Raw genomic sequence first — 19,326 nt, forward strand, 5'->3', positions numbered from 1 at the left:
CTATCACGCTCGAATGTTGTGTGAAGGGTCCGTCAGAGAGGGTTACGCAGGGGGAAGTTTTCGCGCCAGATCGTCCAGAATTTCAGCCAGATACCGGGGCTGGGCAAAGAACGGGGAATGCGAGCTGTTGATCGTGGGCCGCAATCCCTCGGGTGCGATGCGGCTCATCTGCTCTTGGTACTCTGGAGGGATCGTCTGGTCTTGCGTGGCGCGGATATAGGCCTTGGGGACACGGGCGAACTTCTCAGACACGGGCAAGTCGGTTTCTTGCGGTGCAATGGCCTGCGGACTCAGGCGCGCCAATGCATAGGGGACGGTTTCCGGTGGGCAATCGTGATAAAACAGATCGCGGATTTTCTTCGGGCTGAACGTGTAAGACTGGCCGTCAGCGGATTTGTCAACCGCATCGTGGATCGTCTGTCGGGGCGAGCGCTTGCGCATCTCGATCATGGACAGCCCATCTTGAGGCACGTAGGCGCACAGGTAGATTATGGCACGCATGGCGTCCGGGTTCTTTTCGGCGGCGGCGCTGACTGGATATCCGCCCCATGAATGGCCGACGACAATCTTTTGTGAAGTACAGGCGGAAAGGACGGCATCGCGGCAGTTTTCGAGTGTGACATCGGCAACCGGCGTTGGATCAGAACCGTGACTGGGCAGATCAATGGCTCGAGCCGTATGGCCCAACGCCTCGAGCGCTGGGATCAGATCACGCCAGCACCAGGCGCCATGACAGGATCCATGGACCAACAGAAAATCTGCCAAGATCTTGCTCCTTTAAATATGTCCGATATCAATCAGAAATTCACGCAGCAATGCCGCGTACTCTGCCGGTTGTTCAACACAGGGCAGGTGCCCGGCTCGGCGCATCAGTTCAAACCTTGATCCTGGGATCAAGTCGATGGTTTCGCGTACCAGATCGGGCGGGGTCGAACCGTCCTCGCTGCCGGCAATGCCCAGCGTCGGCAGGCGCAGGCCGCTTGTCGGCGTATAGAAATCCGTGCCCGAGATCGCGGCACAGCAGCCCAGATACCCGTCCATTGGTTGCCGCACCATCATGTTGCGCCACAGCAGATGATCGGGCGAAGCTTGGAATTTGCGAGAAAACCAACGTTCCATCGTAGCATCCGCCAGTGCCTCGATACCGCCTTGACGGACGGCCTCCATCCGGTCTTGCCAGATCGACGGGGTGCCAATCTTGGCGGCGGTGTTCGACAGTACCATACCGCGCACCTGATCCATGCGTTTAACCGCCAGACCCTGCGCGATCAGCCCGCCAATGGACAGGCCGACAAAAACGCAATCTCGTACATCCAGATGATCCAAAAGGGTCTCGGCATCGCGTACCAGCGCGCCCATGGAATAAGGGGCGGGGGGTTGCGACGACAGGCCATGCCCGCGTTTGTCATATCGTATGATCCTTAGCCCTGCGGGAAGATGCGGTAACATCGCATCCCACAGGCGCAGATCAGTGCCGAGTGAATTGGCAAAGACGATCGGCGCACCAGCCGGATCGCCATCAATCCGATAGTGGAGTTTGACGTCTCCGATATCCGCAATTTGCATGACTTAATCCCCTGTCGTCATACGTAAAATATCACAGTGACCTAATCATTGATGTATGTCAGGTCAGGAATTCCAGCGCTGTTCCAAAGACTTCCGGATCAACGTTGCCGCCAGAGGCCACAACGATCACCGCGTCGCCCTCGATTTCGTCCCGTCGATAAAGCGCCGAGGCCAGCGATACCGCCCCGCCTGGTTCCAGCACGATCTTGAGCCGCAAAAACGCCTGCGCCATGGCGCGCATTGCCTCTTCTTCCGAAACCGACAGGCCCGGTCCGCACAGACGGCGCAGAATCGGAAACGTAATCTCGCCGGGTTGCGGGGTCAGAATTGCGTCGCAGATGTTGCCACTGGCAGCGTTGTTGCCCTGAATCTGTCCGGCAGCCAGGGAACGTTTCACGTCATCGAACCCATCCGGCTCGCATGTACGAACACGCAGGCCGGGCGCGTGGGTTTCCAGCGCCAGAGCGATCCCCGAACTCAACCCGCCACCACCACAGCACACCAGAACGTCAGCCTGAGCGACACCTAGCGCAGCCGCCTGTCGGGCGATCTCAAGCCCGGTGGTGCCCTGACCGGCAATCACCTGCGGTTCATCATAAGGGCGGATCAGGGTCAGGCCGCGTTTGGTGGCCAGAGCTTCGCCAATCTCTTCGCGGCTTTCGTTTGCACGGTCGTACAAAACGACTTCGCCGCCAAGCACGCGCGTATTGTCGATCTTAAGTTGCGGCGCGTCCGAGGGCATGATGATGACCGAGGAAATGCCATGAAGGGTCGCAGCATGGGCGACGCCTTGTGCGTGGTTGCCCGAGGAATAGGCGATCACACCGCGCTGCCGCTCTGCGTCGCTGAGCGCAGATATCGCCGACCATGCGCCCCGAAACTTGAAGCTGCCGGTATGTTGCAGACACTCTGGTTTCACGAGCACCCGACGACCGGCCATCTCGTCCAGAAATGGTGAGGTCAGCAGAGGCGTTTCCCGGACGTGGCCTTTCAACCGTTCGGCTGCGGCTTCGATCATCTTCAGCGTGCTCATGCGGCATCCAATACTTTGCGAATAAGGGCTAGCGATTGCGGTTCGTCCAGAAACGGCACATGCCCACGATCCGGCACCTCGGTTGATATAAGGTCGGGAAGGCGATTGTGCATTTCGATCAGCGTGTCCTTGCTGAGCAATTCAGAGTTAGCACCGCGAATGAGACCGGTTGGGATGCCCCGCAGCGCTTCGAAAAGCGCCCAAAGGTCCGGGGCTGCGCCTGCTGCGGTCTGCTCCAGTAGCGCTGTGCGCAGAGCCGGGTCATAACGCAGGGTCAGGCCCTCAACAGCCTGTGCGTATTGAAATTCCGCCTGTTGCCGCCACCGGTCCAACGCAACGCCGGGGAACTGATCACCCATTACTTGCTGCAGCGCTTGCGCTGCCTCGTCATATGTTCTGGAAACCGGCTGTTTTCCCACATAGCCCATGATCATGGCGATGCCCGCGGGTTCGATCACCGGACCAACGTCATTCAGAATCACGCCAGACAGCCGCTCGGGGTGGCCTGCGGCCAGCGCCATTGCAATCAGACCACCGCGTGAGGTGCCCAGGATCACCACGCGGTCCAGTCCGAGATGATCCAGCAACTCGACTGTGTCCTGAGATTCGCGGATGACGTTGTAATTCATGTAATCCTGGTCGTAGTCCGACTGCCCGCGCCCGCGATAATCCATCGCGATCAACCGCAGGTCCGGGACATGCGAGGCGAGGAACGAGAAATCCAAGCTGTTGCGGGTCAATCCGGCAAGGCACAGCACCGGAGTTCCGGACCCGGCGTCAGTGAAATAGAGGCGCTTGCCATCGGATGTGCTGAAAAAAGCCATTACAGTCCAGCCAGTTGGGGGATCGTTGTCAGGTCGGACAGTACATGCGCCGGCGTCCATGGCAAGCGGTCGATTGGCTCACCCGACCGATTTACCCAAGCGGTTTCAAACCCGTATCCGCTGGCCCCGGCGGCGTCCCAGCCATTTGAGCTAACGAACAGCACCTCATCGCGGGCGCAGCCAAAACGTTGTTGCACCTGATCGTAGACGCGGGAATGGGGTTTGAAGACGCCGACACTTTCGACCGACAGAATGTCATCCAGCACGTCGCTGATTCCTGCGGATTTCACGGCACCATCCAGCATGGGCATTGATCCGTTGGACAGGATCGCGGTTTGCAGCCCCCCGGCTTTCAAATCGGACAGCATCTGTGGCACTTCGGGGTACGCCTGTAATTCCCAATACAGATCCAGTAGGCGCTGGCGCAGGGCCGGGTCGCCCTGCAACCCCGTGGCCTCAAGCGCCCAATCCAGCCCGTCCTGCGTCACATCCCAGAAATCGGCATGGGCATCGGTGATCGCGCGGAGCCATGTGTATTGCAGTTGCTTCAGCCGCCAGTGATTGGCCAGATCGGGCCATTTTTGTTTCAACTTCTCGAATTCGGGTTCGGATGCGGCCTGCCGTGCGGCGGCGGCAACGTCGAACAGCGTCCCGTACGCGTCGAAAACGCAAGTGGTGATTGGCATCAACTCCCCTCCGTAGGTTGGGCGCAGGGTGGCACAACAGTTCCCAGCGCAAAAGAGGGAAGGGTTTACAATACCGTGTCACACCGTAGGTTTGGTCGCTTCAACCCCTAACGGCCGGAGGCCACAGATGACCGAGATCAAACAGGGCGACACGGTTCGCATCCACTACAAGGGAACGTTGTTAGACGGAAACGTGTTCGACAGTTCCGAAGGGCGCGATCCGCTGGAATTTGTGGTCGGATCAGGCCAGATCATTCCCGGGCTGGATACGGCCATGCCTGGCCTGGCTGTGGGTGAAAAAAAACGCGTCGAGATCGCCTGTGTGGACGCTTATGGCCCGATCAATCCCGCTGCACGTCAGCAGATCCCGCGGGAAGGCATTCCGGATGATATTCCGCTGGAACCCGGTACGCAGCTACAGATGCAAACACCGGACGGGCAGGCCGTTCCTGTGACCGTGGTGGACGCGGACGAGGCAACCGTCACACTGGATGCCAATCATCCCTTGGCGGGTCAGGATCTGATTTTCGATATTGAGGTCGTCTCGATCAACTGACCGGCCTGGGCCGGAGCAGAGGATCAGCCTGAAATCAGGCTGGTCCAGGATGTGAGTGCGTCGCGGACGTCTGCCTGAGTAAGAAACACAAACAGCATCAGTATAGTGGTGAGGGCCAGCAACGCGACCCGGCCGCGATACCCTAAAAATCCGGGTTTACGACGGGACACCCGCGTGTTGCTGGCAATGATTTGTTCAGCTTTGCTCATGAGGCTATCCGTGCCCGCGAAAGATGGTCAAATCTAGGCGCGGACAGGGAAAGATCGGGTCACATGTTGTCGGGTTGCGGCATGCCCAGAACATGGAAACCACCGTCGACGCGAATGATCTCGCCCGAGGTACACTTACCTGCATCAGAGGCAAGATAAACTGCTGTGCCCCCGACGGCCTCGAGCGTTGCGTTTGATCGCATGGGCGCGTTCTGGTCGCAGAACTTATAGGTCCTGCGTGCGCCGCCAATGGCTGCGCCTGCGAGCGTCTTCATCGGACCGGGTGAAATCGCGTTCACGCGGATGCCATCGGGGCCAAGATCATTGGCCAGATAGCGCGTGGCGGATTCCAGTGCAGCCTTGGCCACACCCATGACATTGTAATTCGGCACAACCCGGTTCGATCCCTGATAGGTCAGGGTCAGTAGCGTACCGCCATTGTCCTTCATCAGCGGATAGGCCCGGCGGGCAACCTCGATAAAGGAATAAGCGGATACATCCATCGAATGTTTGAAGTTCGCCCGGGTAGTGTTCAGGAACCGGCCTGCCAACTCGGACTTGTCCGAATAGGCAATGGCGTGGACGACAAAATCAATTGTCGGCCAGCGTGCGCCCAGTTCGCCAAATGCGCGGTCCAGAGATTCGTCGCTGGTGACGTCTGCATCGACCATAAAATCGCTGCCCAGGCTTTTGGCCAGCGGTTCCAGCCGTTTGCCGAATGCTTCACCCTGATAGGTGAATGCCAGCTCTGCACCCGCTTCGTGCATGGCTTTGGCAATGCCCCATGCGATCGACCGGTCATTGGCCACGCCCATGATCAGGCCGCGTTTGCCCTTAAGAAGTTCCGACATCATTTTCACCCGTTAAACCTGGACAGAACCATGGACCCGTTCGTGCCGCCAAAGCCAAAGCTGTTGGTCATCACGCTGTCCAGACCTGCGTTTTCAACTACTTGAGTTGCAATTTCACCGGGCAGGATGCCTTCGGCTAGTGTGTCGACATTGATCGACGGAGTAATGAAATCATGTTCCAGCATCAAAAGGCAGAAGATGGCCTCAAGCGCGCCGGCTGCACCCTGTGCGTGTCCAGTCATCGACTTGGTCGATGAAATCGGCGGCACGTTGCCTTCACCGAAAATACGACGGACCGCTTCGACCTCGCCAACGTCGCCGACCGGGGTCGATGTGCCGTGAGCATTGATGTAGCCGACTTTACGGCCTTCAGGCAGGGTGGCCAGGGCCAAACGCATTGCGCGTTCGCCGCCTTCCCCCGACGGGGCCACCATGTCATGGCCGTCCGAGGTTGCGGCAAAACCGGTAACCTCGGCGTAAATCTTGGCCCCTCGGGCCAGCGCGTGTTCCAGATCCTCCAGCACGACGATGCCGCCACCACCTGAGATCACGAACCCGTCACGGTCCTGATCGAACGCGCGCGAGGCTTTTTCCGGCATGTCGTTGTACTTCGAGGACATCGCGCCCATCGCGTCGAACAGGCAGGACAAGGTCCAGTCGAGTTCTTCGCCACCACCGGCAAACATGACGTCCTGTTTGCCCATCATGATCTGCTCGGCCGCGTTACCTATGCAATGCAGCGAGGTCGAACAGGCCGAAGTGATTGAGTAGTTGATACCCTTGATCTTAAACGCGGTCGCCAGATTGGCGGAAATTGTCGAGCACATGCACTTGGGTACCGCAAAGGGGCCGATCCGCTTTGTCGCTCCGGTTTTCAATACGGTCTGATGTGCGGTTAGCATGGCGCTGGTTGAGGGGCCGCCCGACCCGGCCACCAAACCGGTGCGGGGGTTCTGAACCTGATCCTCGGTTAGGCCGGCATCAGCAATCGCCTGATTCATGGCGATATGAGCATAGGCGGCACCGGGACCCATGAAGCGCAGGGTGCGCTTGTCCACATGCTCGGCTACGTCGATCTTGAGTGACCCAGCGATCTGGCTGCGAAAGCCATGTTCGACCATCTGTTCGTTGGCAACAATGCCGGACTTGCCGGCTTTGAGTGAGGTCAGAACCTCTTCGGCATTGTTCCCGATGGAGGAGACAACTCCCAAACCGGTGACAACTACTCGACGCATGTGCGTGCTCCTTATTTCAGGCCGGTCCGGCTCAGGCTTCGGACAGAACGACTTTCATGTCTTTGACGTCGTAAATCATTTCACCGTCCGCTTCGACGATACCATCCGCCACACCCATCGTCAGGCGGCGGGTCTGTATCGCCTTTTTGAAATCGATTTTATAGGTCAGCATCTTGCGATCCGGGCGTACCATGCCGGTCAGCTTGACCTCGCCCACGCCCACGGCCATGCCGCGCCCCTGCCAGCCACGCCAGCCCAGGTTGAAACCGGTCAACTGCCACAGGCCGTCCAGTCCCAGGCAACCGGGCATGATCGGATTGCCGGGGAAATGGCAATCAAAGAACCAAAGGTCCGGGGTAATATCAAACTCGGCCAGAACATGACCTTTACCGTGTGCACCGCCATCGGCCGAAATGTCGGTGATCCGATCCATCATCAGCATCGGCGGGGCAGGTAATTGCGCATTGCCGGGGCCGAATAGCTCGCCACGGGCGCATTTCAGCAGATCGTCCTTGTCAAAGCTGCTTGGGAATTGGGCCATTCTGCCGCCTCTCCTGCCAGGGGTTCGTTCGTTATATCTGGCCTCACCTAGCACCCGTATGCAAGGTCCTGCAAGAGCGCTCCCTTACATCGTGTTGAGTTCAGACCATTCTTTGCGAATGAATTTCATTTGAAATTTCCTCACCAGAGCACCTATATATACTTCAGCAACGAACGGGTTTCGGATTCATGACACCTCAAAGCCAGAATATAGCGACAAATTGGTTGGTCGACGCCGGATTGCGTCCGACGCGTCAGCGCGTTGCTCTGGCTGAACTGCTAGTCGGTGATGGAAAACACCGCCACGTTACCGCCGAAAGTCTGTTTGAAGCGGCGAAAAAGAACGGCGACGCCGTATCTCTGGCCACTGTCTACAACACGCTGCGGGCCTTTTGTGATGCCGGCGTTCTGCAAGAAATAACGGTGGACGGGTCGAAAAGCTATTTCGACACCAACACCCACGACCATCCCCATTTTTACTGGGAAGATGAAAGCCGCCTGAGCGATGCGCCGTCGGACCAGCTGGTGATTCAACGCTTGCCCGAGGCCCCTGAAGGTGTTGAGATCGCGTCTGTCGATGTCGTGATCCGCCTGCGGAAAAAATAATCTCACCTCATTAGGTCGATCAACGCGCGCTCGGCGGTCGCAATCTGTGCATCCGTAGGGCCTGTCCCGTGTCGAGCCAGCACCACAGGTTCGGCCGCAAACGAATCCGATAAGGGCAGGCTTAGCAGTGGCCGTCCATCATAACTGATGTTGGCGGGGGGATTGGCGTAGCTGATTGCGACCCCTTCGTCATGTGCCGCCAGGCTGCGCTGGATTTCCAGTGAAGCCGCCCGGTGGGCCACTGTCGGGTTTTCGTTGATCTGTCGAAACAATCCCAGCACGTGCTGTGCCGACAGCCCTTCTTCTGACAATATCAGCGGACAAGCGGCCAGATCTTGCAGGGAGATATGGCTTTTGGCGGCCAGCGGGTGATCCGGGGACAGCAAAGCATGCGGAGTGCTGGTGAAGAGGGTATGCCGGGTAAAGGTCGCGTCCATACTTACCCCGTACGTAATAGCCAGGTCGATCTGCCCGTCTATCAGGCCGGATATCAGACCCTGAAAGCTGTCTACCCGGTAAGGCACTGCGACGTCAGGCAGAACATCGCGCAACCTGTTTAAGGCGCGGGCAAGTAGGAAGGGGGCCAGATCGACAAAGCACCCCATACGCAGCCTGTTCTTGCCGGCGGTTGTACCGGTTGTATTTTCCAGTTGGGCGGCGCTGGCCAGCAGGGCCTGGGCCTTTTCGATAAAGCTGCGCCCCTGCGGTGTCAGCGCCATCGCCGCGCCGCGCCTGCGGGCGAACAAAGGATAACCCAGCTGATCCTCTACGCGGGTTAGCGCGTTGGACAGGGCGGGTTGCGAGACATTCAGGTGCTGTGCTGCGGCGGATAGACTGCCGTGCAACCCGATCGCGCAGACATATTCGTATTGGCGCAGTGATAGATATAACATAAGATTAAGTGTATCTTCAAAAGATATTACTTGAACAGAGGTCTTTCGCATGCGCAGATCGTCCCGCCACCAGCGCGGAGACAGACATGACGCACCCTTTGATCACACAGGATATGATCGACACCTTTCAGCAGGACGGCGTTGTTTTGATAAAAGGGTTGTTTGCCGATCACGTCGAAACCCTGCGCGATGGCGTTGCCGCGAATATGGCAGAGCCTGGGCCTTACGCGTCTGAAAACAAGAAACAGGGCGAGAGCGGACTTTTCTTTGACGACTACTGCAACTGGTCGCGGATTGATCAATTTCGGGATGTGATCGAAAATTCTCCCGCCGCTGAGGTTGCGGCGGACCTGATGCAATCGCAGACGGTTCAGATGTTCCACGATCACGTTCTGGTCAAGGAACCGGGTACCTCGATGGCCACGCCCTGGCATCAGGATGGACCGTATTATTTTGTAGAAGGACAGCAGACGATCAGTTTCTGGTCGCCTCTGGACCCCGTGAAACAGGCGACACTGCGTTGCGTTGCTGGCTCGCACCGGTGGGAGAAAGAAGTTTTGCCGACCCGTTGGGTGTCGGAAGAAGGGTTCTTTCCCGATGAGGGTCAGTACATCCCCGTCCCTGACCCTGACGCCGAAGGCATGAAGGTTGTGGAATTCGAAATGGAGCCGGGCGACGCTGTCGCCTTCAACTATCGCACGTTGCATGGCGCGCGCGGAAACCACTCTGACAGCCGGCGCCGTGCGTTTTCGCTTAGGCTGGTGGGGGACGACGCGCGGTATGTGGAGCGTCCGGGCCGCACATCTCCGCCGTATCCGGGCCATGACATGACCCTTGGTCAGCGCCTGCGCGAAGACTGGTTTCCAGTGTTGCTGCGGCGTTAAGCCGGGATCAGAACCACTGGCCCGATTCGATCAACCCCAGATCGAGCAACTGGCCTGATGTCCATTGAAACGGCACAGTGTTGCGCCAGCAAAAGCTGGGGATGTCAAAAGTGGACCCGGCGTTGCTTTTCAATGCTTTGGCTGCACGAAACGAGCATATGGCGGCAGTCATGTTGTGGTGCCACGGGCAGGAATAGGTGTTGTATTCCGGCTCGTTAAACGTGTGATCCGGCCGTAGTTGCAGATCTTTGCGGGACTTGAACAAAGCTATCCGGTCTATGCGGCGGCGTTCATAAGGGATGTGGTCTTCGAACCGCCAGCGCAGACCGCCGGACATGTCCAGTTGACGCTCGACCGGGTGGCCCTCTGTATCGTGGCGGGTGTGGGCGTAATAGCCCGTGCTATCCAGCATTGCCCGATCTGGTGAGACACCGTTCGGAAAAGCGTTCAGGTCATCGGCGTAGAGGTCGACCACATGGCAGAGCATAGCATCGCGGCGTTCCTCGCTATGGAAGGCCAGCAATTCACCGACTGTTCGAGTCTCGCAAAACGGAAAGAAAAGATACTCGGCGTTGTAGCAGTAGTACATCCAGATACCCGGCGCGTCCTGGATGATTCTGTTGATCGTGTCGAACACCACAGCTCTGGGTACGCAGGTCAGTGTGACCCGGTGAACGCGATCCGTCAGGTCCGGGGCCAACGCAAAGTCCAGTGGCATAAAGACGATCAGGGATTTAAAGCCCAGTTGCAAATGGTGCCGGATGGTGCTGTCGACCTCGACAGTATCCTCGGCAAAGATCAGCGCGACGGGGCCTTTGGCCAGCGCGGATTTGCCAGAGGTCAGAAAAACATCGAGTGAGTCGTACTGCATTGCCTGTTCGGTTCCACTTTGCTGGAAACTCCGGTCAAAATCGAGTAATCGCCTCACCATTGCAAGCGGCGTTCGCAAGGTATAGACGACGCCGATCCCGCGAGCGCAAAGGCCATACCCATGTCAGAACCCAAAAAGCTGTACATCAAAACCTATGGTTGCCAGATGAATGTCTATGACAGCGAACGCATGTCTGAGACGCTGGGCGGACAGGGCTATGTCGAAACCAAAAGCCCTGATGACGCGGATATGATTCTGCTCAACACCTGCCATATCCGGGAAAAGGCGGCTGAAAAGGTCTATTCCGAGCTTGGCCGGTTCAAAGGGCTAAAGGCCGAGAAGCCAGATTTGAAGATCGGTGTTGCAGGATGCGTTGCACAGGCCGAAGGCGAAGAAATCATGCGTCGTCAGCCGCTGGTCGATCTGGTGGTCGGCCCGCAAAGCTATCACCGCCTGCCCGAGATGGAGGCGAAGACCCGCACCGGCGCCAAAGCGCTGGACACGGATTTCCCCGAGGAAGACAAGTTCGAGAAACTCAAGAACCGGCCCAAGGCCAAACGTGGCCCAACGGCGTTTCTGACCGTGCAGGAAGGGTGCGACAAGTTCTGTGCCTTCTGCGTGGTACCCTATACCCGTGGCGCCGAGGTTAGCCGCCCTGCGGATCGCATCATCCGTGAGGCGCACGATCTGGTCGATCGCGGCGTGCGCGAGATCACTTTGCTGGGTCAGAACGTCAACGCCTATCACGGCGCGGGTCCGAACGGAGACATGACCTTGGCTGGTCTGATCTGGGAGTTGAACAAGGTCGATGGGCTGGAGCGCATCCGTTTTACCACGTCGCACCCCAACGACATGGCGGACGACCTGATCGAAGCGCACGGAACCTGTGAGAAACTGATGCCCTACCTGCATCTGCCAGTGCAATCAGGCTCGGACCGAATCCTCAAGCGGATGAATCGCAGCCACACCGCTGAAAGCTACTTGCGCCTGATCGAGCGTATCCGTGCAGCGCGCCCGGATATCGTTATGTCCGGCGACTTCATCGTCGGCTTTCCCGAGGAATCCGAAGAGGATTTCCAAGCCACACTGGATTTGGTGGAACAGGTTAAATATGGATACGCCTATTCCTTCAAATACTCGACGCGCCCCGGAACGCCTGCGGCCGAACGGCCTCAAGTTGACCCTGCTGCCGCAGATGATCGCCTACAGCGCTTGCAGGCTCTGATCACGCGGCATCAGCGGGAAATCCAAGATTCAATGGTTGGCCGGAAGGTGCGGGTATTGTTTGAAAAAACCGGTCGTCTGCCTGGACAAATGGTCGGAAAATCCGAGTATCTGCATTCGGTTCACGTGTCAGACGTTGATGTGGCCGTGGGTGAGTTGAGGGATGTTCGGATCACCGAATCAGGCGCGAATTCATTGGCGGGCGCGTTGATCTGATTCTGGTATCAAATGCTGTCCGAGTACCAGTTTTGGCGTATGTTTCCAAAATTTACCCTTGATTTATGACTTGGAAATATGGTCCGAGAAAGGCCAGGTTTTTTGGGGGCTAGAGTTTTGACTTCCTGAAATTCCAATTCGGTGCTGGCGCAAGTTCAAGGTCAGGACGATGGAGGGTGCGAGTGAAGATTCTAGAACGTTTACTGGGGCCAAACAGCCAAACCGTCTTTGCGACTCTGGTGGCATCCTCGTTTTTTTCAACCGCGACGGCAGCAGGGAATCTGGATCAGGGCGTGACCGATCCCGAAGTGACCAGCCCGAAACGTTTTGGCAGCGATGTCAGTGCCTTCTATCTCGGCCTGAGTGGCGGATACGCGACAGACGGCACGGATCGGTTTGGGTTGAGAACACCAACGGGCCTTTTTCAAATTGGAGAGCTGGACCTGGGCGGCAACTACGGCGGCATTCGCGGCGGCTGGCGCGGTGTTGTGCCTGCTATAGGCGGACGCGATTACGTTTACGGGTTTGAACTGGGATATGATTTCGGTTCGCTTGATGACGAGGTCATGACACAGATTGGCAGTACCACCGTGACGGGCGGCTCGGAAGTGTCTGATGTTCTGTCGCTGCGGTTTCGCAACGGTCTGACCAACAAAAGCGGTACATTGTTGTACTTCCTCTCAGTCGGTTTGGTGCGCGGTGATGTACGGACTACCAGCAGCTTGACGTCCGGACCCACGGTTCAGTCGTTTGAAGACTCTGGCCACCGAAAGGGGTTTTCCGCCAGCATCGGTGCGGAACATAACCTAAGCGAACATTGGTCAATCACGGGCGAGTATGAATACGTGCAGTTTGACTCGGACGAAATCACGTTTGGTAATGGGTTCTCAACGAAATCGACGCCGCGATACCGGGGGCTGAGATTTGGACTGAACTACAGGTTCTGACTTCACGCAGGCCAGATATTGTTGTCAGCCTTCGGCGGTTTTACCATCCATTGCGGAAAATTTGAAACTGTGGCTTGCGCCCGTCAAGAATTGTTGTCACGCTCGGGGTGAAACGCCAAGACAGGAGAACGGATTGGCCATCGGTGCCCTGACCCCACCGCAAGATGAAATGCCCCAGAGTGAGGCATTCGTTGAATTTCCCGATAACCGGTTATTGATTGATCTGTGCGGCGAATATGACCGCAATCTGACTGACATCGAGCAAAAGCTGTCCGTCCAGATCGTGCGCCGTGGCAACCAGTTGGTTGTTATGGGCGACGACGATTCCCAGAAACAGGCGATCGAAGTGCTGCAGGCCTTATATGCTCGTCTGGAAGGCGGTCGCGAGGTTGAGGCCGCCGATGTTGACCGCGAATTGCGGATGGGGGGTTCGGAAACCGGAACCGGCAGCCGCGACGGCGACCAGCTTGAGATGTTCAAGGGCGGCACGGTCGAGATCAAAACCCGCAAGAAACTGGTTGAGCCGCGCACCGATGCGCAAAAAGCGTACGTGCAGTCTCTGTTCAACAACGAACTGGCCTTTGGCATTGGTCCGGCGGGGACTGGCAAGACCTATCTGGCGGTTGCCGTTGGGGTGTCAATGTTCATTGGGGGGCACGTAGATCGGATCATCCTCAGCCGTCCTGCTGTCGAAGCAGGCGAAAAACTGGGCTATCTGCCGGGCGACATGAAGGACAAGGTCGATCCGTATATGCAGCCGCTTTACGACGCACTGAACGATTTTCTGCCAGGCAAGCAACTGGCCAAGCTGATCGAGGAAAAGCGAATCGAAATTGCGCCTCTGGCGTTTATGCGTGGTCGTACTCTGGCCAATGCGTTTGTGGTTCTGGACGAGGCGCAAAATGCCACGACCATGCAGATGAAGATGTTCCTGACGCGTCTGGGTGAAGGCAGTCGGATGGTGATCACCGGCGACCGTTCGCAGGTAGATTTGCCGCGCGGGGTCCAGTCGGGTCTGCGCGATGCCGAACGGTTGTTGAAGACGATCCCGAATATCAGCTTTAACTACTTCACTTCGAAGGATGTTGTGCGCCACCCGCTTGTCGCCGCCATTATCGAAGCGTATGAGGCCGACGCGGGCCGTGAGACAGGGTAACCATCAGGGTTCCGACGCCGGGACTTTGGACATGATGGTATGAACCTTGAACTGACAATCGAAGATTCGCGCTGGCAAGGGCTTGAGCCCTTGGTCATGCGCGCTGTCCAGTCAGTATTGGATCATTGTGAAATGAATGCTGACCTGTGTGAAGTCAGCCTTCTGGCCTGTGGTGATGCGCGGATTGCCGAGCTGAATGCGGAGTTTCGCGAAAAGCCGACGCCCACCAATGTTCTCAGCTGGCCGGCAGAAGATCTGGCGGCCGAAACGCCGGGGCAGGCGCCGACACCGCCGACACCGGATTTTACTGGCGAGATCGCGTTGGGCGATATCGCAATCTCCTTCGATACTTGCGCGCGCGAAGCCTCGGACGCGGGTAAAACCATGGATGATCATGTCACCCATTTGATTATTCACGGGATGTTGCATTTACTGGGCTACGACCACATACGTGACCCCGATGCCACGTTAATGGAAGGGGTCGAGGTCGAGATACTTTGCAAACTGGGTATCGATGACCCATATAATGGGTAGTGTGGGCCTTCAGGGCCGATTAATTGGAACAGGATTATGGGCGATACAGACGGCAGTTCTATGGCGGCGCAGGGCGCGCAACCGAAGGACGGCGGTGACAATGTCAAAGAGAAAGCCGGATTTTTTTCTCGAATAGTGGACGCGTTTTCGTCGCAGGGCGACGAAGAAGTTCGCGTAACCAACGGCCACGAGATCGACAAATCGCAACCGCGCGGGATGATCAACCTGCGGCGGATGAGGGTCGAGGATGTGGCCATCCCGACGGCCGAGATCGTATCGGTCCCTTCAACCATCACGAAAGACGAACTGGCGCAGCTGTTCCGGGACAGTGGTCTGTCGCGGATACCAGTCTATGAGGGAACGCTGGATACGCCATTGGGGTTCATCCACCTAAAGGATTTCGCGCTGACCCACGGGTTCAACGGTGAGTCGGCAGAGTTCGATTTGGTGCCGATGCTACGGACCTTGCTGTTCGTGCCCCCCTCGATGCCGATTGGCGTTCTGATGACCAAGATGCAAACCGAACGCCGTCACATGGCACTGGTGATTGATGAATATGGCGGTGTCGATGGGCTGCTGACCATCGAAGATCTGATTGAGCAGGTGGTCGGTGAAATCGCTGACGAACATGATGCGGACGAAGGTCAGCTGTGGATCGAGGAAAAACCTGGCTGCTACATCGTTCAGGCGCGTATCCCGCTGGAAGAGTTCGAGGCCGAGATTGGCCGCTCGCTGACCAGCCACGAGGATGTGGACGAAGAAGAGATCGACACGTTGGGCGGCCTGGTCTTCATGTTGTCCGGTCGGGTTCCCGCACGCGGAGAGGTCGTTCAGCACCCGGAAGGCCCCGAATTCGAAGTGCTTGACGCCGACCCACGCCGTATCAAGCGTTTGCGTGTCATGTTGCCGGACGTCATTGCATGAACCCTGCAAGGGGCTGGCCCTTTTGGGTAAGATTTGGGCTGGCAGCCATGTTGGGGGTGCTGGCAGCATTCGGTCTTGCGCCCTATGGGGGGTGGGCGGCGTCTCTGATCGCGTTGATCCTTCTGTCCCCGCTGTATTTATCAACGGAAACGAGAGGGCGTGCCGCCTGGCTGGGTTGGGCTTTTGCCACCGGGTATTTTGCCCATGCCCTGAGCTGGATCATTGAGCCGTTTCTGGTCGATGCAGAACGTCATGCCTGGATGGCGCCATTTGCCTTGGTCTTCATGGCTGGAGGGTTGGCACTGTTCTGGGCTCTGGCCTTTTGGGTGGCGCGGAGACCGGATAGTCGTGCGGTTTCGCAGGCTGTCTTTCTGGCGGTGACGGTGTCGCTAGCGGAATGCGCCCGTGGGTATGTGCTGACGGGATTTCCCTGGGCCGGGTTGGCACAGATTTGGGTTGATACTTCGGTCGCGCAGCTTCTGTCCCTGTTTGGGCCGTACGGTCTGGGTGCATTGACCCTGTTGGCGACGCTGCCTTTGGGCGCGGCGTTCGCGCACAGGGCGGGATTTGCTGTGCCTATTGCCTTGACTGTTGGTGCTGTGTGTCTGGCGCTGGGATATGCGGCCGCGCGCCCGACTGTCATCGAAACCGATCACGTTGTCCGCCTGATCCAGCCTAACGCCCCCCAACATCAGAAGTGGGATCCGGACTATGCGCCGCTTTTCTTTGCGCGCCAGATCGAATTTACGGCCGCGCAGCCGCGGCCCGATCTGATTGTGTGGCCTGAAACTTCGGTACCTGCATGGTTGGGCAGCGCCCAGCCTTATCTGGATGCGATTGCCGATGCGGCGCAGGGGACACCTGTGTTTCTAGGCATTCAAAGGGGTGACGGTCCACGCATTTACAACTCGATGATCTATCTGGATGAACAGGGCCAGCAGCAGGGCTTGTACGACAAGCATCACCTGGCCCCGTTTGGGGAATATGTGCCCTTCGGCGAGGTGATGGCAAAGTTTGGTGTCTATGGTATGGCGGCCACCAACGGCCACGGGTTCAGTGCGGGTCAGGGAGCAGCATTGATGGATGCAGGCGAACTGGGCAAGGCGCTGCCGCTAATCTGCTATGAGGCCGTCTTTACTCAGGACGTCTTGTCGGCCCCGGCGCGGGCGGATTTTCTGCTGCAGATCACCAATGACGCATGGTTCGGCACTTGGTCTGGTCCTTATCAGCATCTGGCACAGGCACAGATGCGGGCGATTGAGCAGGGCCTGCCGATGATGCGTTCGGCCAATACGGGTGTGTCCGCGATGATCGATCCACTGGGCCGCGTTGTGGATGCGCTGGCATTGGGGCAGGCGGGGTATATCGACGCGACGCTGCCTGCGCCTCTGGCCCCCACGGTTTATTCGCGGATAGGGGATATTCCGATCTTCGCCTTGCTATTGTCTATGTTTGCGCTGCAATGGCGCAACGCTCGGCAGAGTGCCCATAAATCGGATTGACCCCGGAAACCTGTGAGCGTATCCCTCGATTGCCTGTCACAACGGCTTCCTGGCGTGACGGGGGAAATCTTAATGGAGCACTTTCATGTCCCGACAGAACTACACTTTCACTTCGGAGTCCGTTTCCGAAGGGCACCCGGATAAGGTATGTGACCGGATCTCCGATGCCGTCCTCGACGCGTTTTTGAACGAAGAACCCGAAGCGCGCGTTGCGTGTGAAACCTTCGCCACCACCAATCGTGTGGTCATCGGCGGGGAAGTGGGGCTGTCGGATCAGGACAAGCTGCATGACTATATGGGCCGCATCGACGAGATCGCGCGCGACTGTATCAAAGATATCGGCTACGAGCAGGACAAGTTCCACCACGAGACCGTCGAGGTGACCAACCTTCTGCACGAACAATCCGCGCATATCGCGCAGGGTGTGGATGCCTCGGACAACAAGGACGAGGGCGCTGGCGATCAGGGCATCATGTTCGGCTATGCCACCACCGAGACGCCCGCGCTGATGCCTGCGCCGATCCAGTATAGCCACGCAATTCTGCGTCGCCTGGCTGAGGTGCGTAAAAACGGCTTAGAGCCCGCGCTGGGCCCCGATGCGAAATCGCAGCTGTCGGTGGTTTACCGCGATGGCAAACCAGTCGGCGTCAGCTCGATTGTGCTGTCGACGCAGCATCTGGATGAGGCGCTGACCTCGGACGATATCCGCGCCATCGTCGAACCCTATATTACCGAAACACTGCCTGACGGCTGGCTGAGCGCTGAGACCGAATGGCATGTGAACCCCACCGGCAAATTCGTGATCGGCGGTCCCGATGGCGATGCCGGTCTGACCGGCCGCAAGATCATCGTCGACACCTATGGTGGTGCTGCCCCGCATGGTGGCGGGGCCTTCTCAGGCAAAGACCCGACCAAGGTGGATCGTTCGGCAGCCTACGCCGCGCGCTATCTGGCCAAGAATGTTGTCGCTGCCGGCATGGCTGAACGCTGCACCATTCAGCTGAGCTATGCGATTGGCGTGTCCAAACCGCTGTCGATCTATGCCGAAACCTACGGCACCGGGCAGGTCGCCGACGCTGCGATTGAAAAGGCCGTTGGGCAGGTCATGGACCTGACACCGCGCGGCATCCGCGAGCACCTGCAAATGAACAAGCCGATCTACCAGCGCACTGCTGCCTACGGTCATTTCGGTCGCGAGCCGGATGCGGATGGCGGCTTTAGCTGGGAGCGCACCGATCTGGTCGACGCTTTGAAAGCGGCGGTCTGATCCGAATCAACACCAAGCGCGCCGAAGTCGGCGCGCTTTTCGTTTCTGCGCTGGGGTTGCAACGGTGCGACCCGCGCAGTATGGGCTCCGCCATGAGCACCCAGACACCACAACGCCCGCGCAGAAACTTCTATGGCCGCTTCAAGGGCAAGACCCTGAAGCCCAGCCAAAAGACGTATCTGAACGAAGACCTCGACGCCCTGTCGCCTGGTGCGGTAGATTGGGAGACCAACCCCGAACGCACTCCGCTAGACCTGAAGGCGTTGTTCGGTGGCAAAGACGTCTGGCTTGAGGTCGGCTTTGGCGGCGGTGAGCACCTTGTGCACCAAGCGGCCAGCAATCCCGGTATCGGCATCATCGGTGCTGAACCTTACATCAACGGCGTCGCCATGCTGTTGGGCAAAATCCGTCAGGCCGGCGTGGACAATCTGGCTGTGCATCCCGGCGACGTACGAGATTTGTTCGACGTGTTGCCCGAGGCCAGTATCTCGCGCGCGTTTCTGTTGTACCCCGACCCGTGGCCCAAAACCCGGCACCACCGCCGCCGTTTCGTGACACCTGAACATCTGGAGCCGCTGGCCCGCGCCTTGAAACCGGGGTCGATTTTCCGGGTGGCCACCGACATTCCGGACTACGTGCGCCAAACGCTAGAAGAGGTACCTCGCGCCGGGTTTGAATGGCTGGCTGAACGTCCATCAGACTGGCGTGAGCCATGGGAAGACTGGATTTCCACCCGCTACGAGCAGAAGGCCCTGCGTGAAGGCCGCACGCCACATTACCTGACGTTCCGCAAAACCTGATT

The 19,326-nt window shown here is 58.0% G+C and carries 22 protein-coding genes and 1 riboswitch; of the genes, 11 read left to right on the top strand and 11 right to left on the bottom strand.

Annotated elements, in window-relative coordinates; translation table 11 throughout:
* Positions 1–42: 42 nt before the first annotated feature.
* From ACR0IY_RS13490 to ACR0IY_RS13510, 5 genes are read right to left on the bottom strand one after another with little or no spacing between them, the layout of a single operon-like run.
* On the bottom strand, positions 43–765 hold the full coding sequence (locus ACR0IY_RS13490) for an alpha/beta fold hydrolase (RefSeq protein ID WP_480674108.1): 723 nt from the start codon (positions 763–765) through the stop codon (positions 43–45).
* 12 nt (positions 766–777) lie between these two features.
* Entirely contained in the window at positions 778–1,566 is a 789-nt protein-coding gene (gene pcaD / locus ACR0IY_RS13495) for a 3-oxoadipate enol-lactonase (RefSeq protein WP_480674109.1), read from the bottom strand.
* Between the two features lie 58 nt (positions 1,567–1,624).
* Complete coding sequence (locus tag ACR0IY_RS13500; protein WP_480674111.1) at positions 1,625–2,599, bottom strand: threonine ammonia-lyase; 975 nt, start codon at positions 2,597–2,599, stop codon at positions 1,625–1,627.
* Positions 2,596–3,423: an alpha/beta fold hydrolase gene (locus ACR0IY_RS13505; protein WP_480674113.1), complete on the bottom strand. Its 828-nt coding sequence runs from the start codon at positions 3,421–3,423 to the stop codon at positions 2,596–2,598. The genes ACR0IY_RS13500 and ACR0IY_RS13505 overlap by 4 nt, the downstream gene beginning before the upstream one ends.
* Positions 3,423–4,109: a haloacid dehalogenase type II gene (locus ACR0IY_RS13510; RefSeq protein ID WP_480674115.1), complete on the bottom strand. Its 687-nt coding sequence runs from the start codon at positions 4,107–4,109 to the stop codon at positions 3,423–3,425. Before ACR0IY_RS13510 ends, ACR0IY_RS13505 begins: the two co-directional genes overlap by 1 nt.
* A gap of 127 nt (positions 4,110–4,236) precedes the next feature.
* Between ACR0IY_RS13510 and ACR0IY_RS13515 the strand changes: the two genes are divergently transcribed.
* Positions 4,237–4,665 (top strand): FKBP-type peptidyl-prolyl cis-trans isomerase, encoded by a 429-nt coding sequence (locus ACR0IY_RS13515; RefSeq protein WP_480674116.1) that lies wholly within the window; start codon positions 4,237–4,239, stop codon positions 4,663–4,665.
* Between the two features lie 23 nt (positions 4,666–4,688).
* Here the strand turns inward: ACR0IY_RS13515 and ACR0IY_RS13520 are convergent, their stop codons facing one another.
* The 4 genes from ACR0IY_RS13520 to fabA are packed head-to-tail and all read right to left on the bottom strand — an operon-like array spanning position 4,689 to position 7,501.
* Positions 4,689–4,874, bottom strand: a complete 186-nt coding sequence (locus ACR0IY_RS13520) for a hypothetical protein (protein ID WP_480674118.1) — start codon at positions 4,872–4,874, stop codon at positions 4,689–4,691.
* Between the two features lie 59 nt (positions 4,875–4,933).
* Positions 4,934–5,725, bottom strand: coding sequence for an enoyl-ACP reductase FabI (locus tag ACR0IY_RS13525; protein ID WP_480674120.1), 792 nt, complete (start codon positions 5,723–5,725; stop codon positions 4,934–4,936).
* 5 nt (positions 5,726–5,730) lie between these two features.
* Positions 5,731–6,960: a beta-ketoacyl-ACP synthase I gene (fabB, locus tag ACR0IY_RS13530; RefSeq protein WP_480674122.1), complete on the bottom strand. Its 1,230-nt coding sequence runs from the start codon at positions 6,958–6,960 to the stop codon at positions 5,731–5,733.
* A 31-nt stretch (positions 6,961–6,991) separates the two neighbouring features.
* Positions 6,992–7,501 carry a bifunctional 3-hydroxydecanoyl-ACP dehydratase/trans-2-decenoyl-ACP isomerase gene (gene fabA / locus ACR0IY_RS13535; protein WP_170326986.1) on the bottom strand — a complete coding sequence of 170 codons (510 nt, stop codon included), beginning with the start codon at positions 7,499–7,501 and terminating at the stop codon, positions 6,992–6,994.
* A 188-nt stretch (positions 7,502–7,689) separates the two neighbouring features.
* On the opposite strand from fabA, the gene irrA reads away from it, so the two are divergent.
* Positions 7,690–8,106: an iron response transcriptional regulator IrrA gene (gene irrA, locus ACR0IY_RS13540; protein WP_480674124.1), complete on the top strand. Its 417-nt coding sequence runs from the start codon at positions 7,690–7,692 to the stop codon at positions 8,104–8,106.
* A 2-nt stretch (positions 8,107–8,108) separates the two neighbouring features.
* On the opposite strand, the gene ACR0IY_RS13545 is transcribed toward irrA, so the two are convergent.
* The gene (locus tag ACR0IY_RS13545) at positions 8,109–8,999 is read right to left on the bottom strand and encodes a LysR family transcriptional regulator (RefSeq protein ID WP_480674126.1); all 891 of its coding nucleotides are present in this window, start codon (positions 8,997–8,999) and stop codon (positions 8,109–8,111) included.
* An 86-nt stretch (positions 9,000–9,085) separates the two neighbouring features.
* Between ACR0IY_RS13545 and ACR0IY_RS13550 the strand changes: the two genes are divergently transcribed.
* On the top strand, positions 9,086–9,883 hold the full coding sequence (locus ACR0IY_RS13550) for a phytanoyl-CoA dioxygenase family protein (RefSeq protein ID WP_480674127.1): 798 nt from the start codon (positions 9,086–9,088) through the stop codon (positions 9,881–9,883).
* Between the two features lie 7 nt (positions 9,884–9,890).
* On the opposite strand, the gene ACR0IY_RS13555 is transcribed toward ACR0IY_RS13550, so the two are convergent.
* Entirely contained in the window at positions 9,891–10,754 is an 864-nt protein-coding gene (locus ACR0IY_RS13555) for a glycosyltransferase family protein (protein WP_480674129.1), read from the bottom strand.
* Between the two features lie 120 nt (positions 10,755–10,874).
* Between ACR0IY_RS13555 and miaB the strand changes: the two genes are divergently transcribed.
* The 8 genes from miaB to trmB all read left to right on the top strand — a co-directional run bounded on the left by miaB (position 10,875) and on the right by trmB (position 19,324).
* On the top strand, positions 10,875–12,194 hold the full coding sequence (miaB, locus tag ACR0IY_RS13560; protein ID WP_480674131.1) for a tRNA (N6-isopentenyl adenosine(37)-C2)-methylthiotransferase MiaB: 1,320 nt from the start codon (positions 10,875–10,877) through the stop codon (positions 12,192–12,194).
* Positions 12,195–12,376: 182 nt separating this feature from the next.
* Positions 12,377–13,141 carry an outer membrane protein gene (locus tag ACR0IY_RS13565; RefSeq protein WP_480674133.1) on the top strand — a complete coding sequence of 255 codons (765 nt, stop codon included), beginning with the start codon at positions 12,377–12,379 and terminating at the stop codon, positions 13,139–13,141.
* Positions 13,142–13,274: 133 nt separating this feature from the next.
* Positions 13,275–14,297, top strand: a complete 1,023-nt coding sequence (locus tag ACR0IY_RS13570; RefSeq protein ID WP_480674135.1) for a PhoH family protein — start codon at positions 13,275–13,277, stop codon at positions 14,295–14,297.
* Positions 14,298–14,336: 39 nt separating this feature from the next.
* The gene (gene ybeY / locus ACR0IY_RS13575) at positions 14,337–14,831 is read left to right on the top strand and encodes an rRNA maturation RNase YbeY (RefSeq protein ID WP_480674137.1); all 495 of its coding nucleotides are present in this window, start codon (positions 14,337–14,339) and stop codon (positions 14,829–14,831) included.
* A gap of 36 nt (positions 14,832–14,867) precedes the next feature.
* Positions 14,868–15,755 (top strand): hemolysin family protein, encoded by an 888-nt coding sequence (locus ACR0IY_RS13580; RefSeq protein ID WP_480674139.1) that lies wholly within the window; start codon positions 14,868–14,870, stop codon positions 15,753–15,755.
* Positions 15,752–17,257 (top strand): apolipoprotein N-acyltransferase, encoded by a 1,506-nt coding sequence (gene lnt, locus ACR0IY_RS13585; protein WP_480674141.1) that lies wholly within the window; start codon positions 15,752–15,754, stop codon positions 17,255–17,257. Before ACR0IY_RS13580 ends, lnt begins: the two co-directional genes overlap by 4 nt.
* 30 nt (positions 17,258–17,287) lie before the next feature.
* Positions 17,288–17,337, top strand: a riboswitch (SAM-SAH riboswitch).
* Positions 17,338–17,342: 5 nt separating this feature from the next.
* Complete coding sequence (metK, locus tag ACR0IY_RS13590) at positions 17,343–18,524, top strand: methionine adenosyltransferase (protein ID WP_480674143.1); 1,182 nt, start codon at positions 17,343–17,345, stop codon at positions 18,522–18,524.
* Between the two features lie 92 nt (positions 18,525–18,616).
* Positions 18,617–19,324: a tRNA (guanine(46)-N(7))-methyltransferase TrmB gene (gene trmB, locus ACR0IY_RS13595; protein WP_480674145.1), complete on the top strand. Its 708-nt coding sequence runs from the start codon at positions 18,617–18,619 to the stop codon at positions 19,322–19,324.
* Positions 19,325–19,326 lie beyond the last annotated feature (2 nt).

Source organism: Ruegeria sp. BC1, from assembly GCF_056539305.1.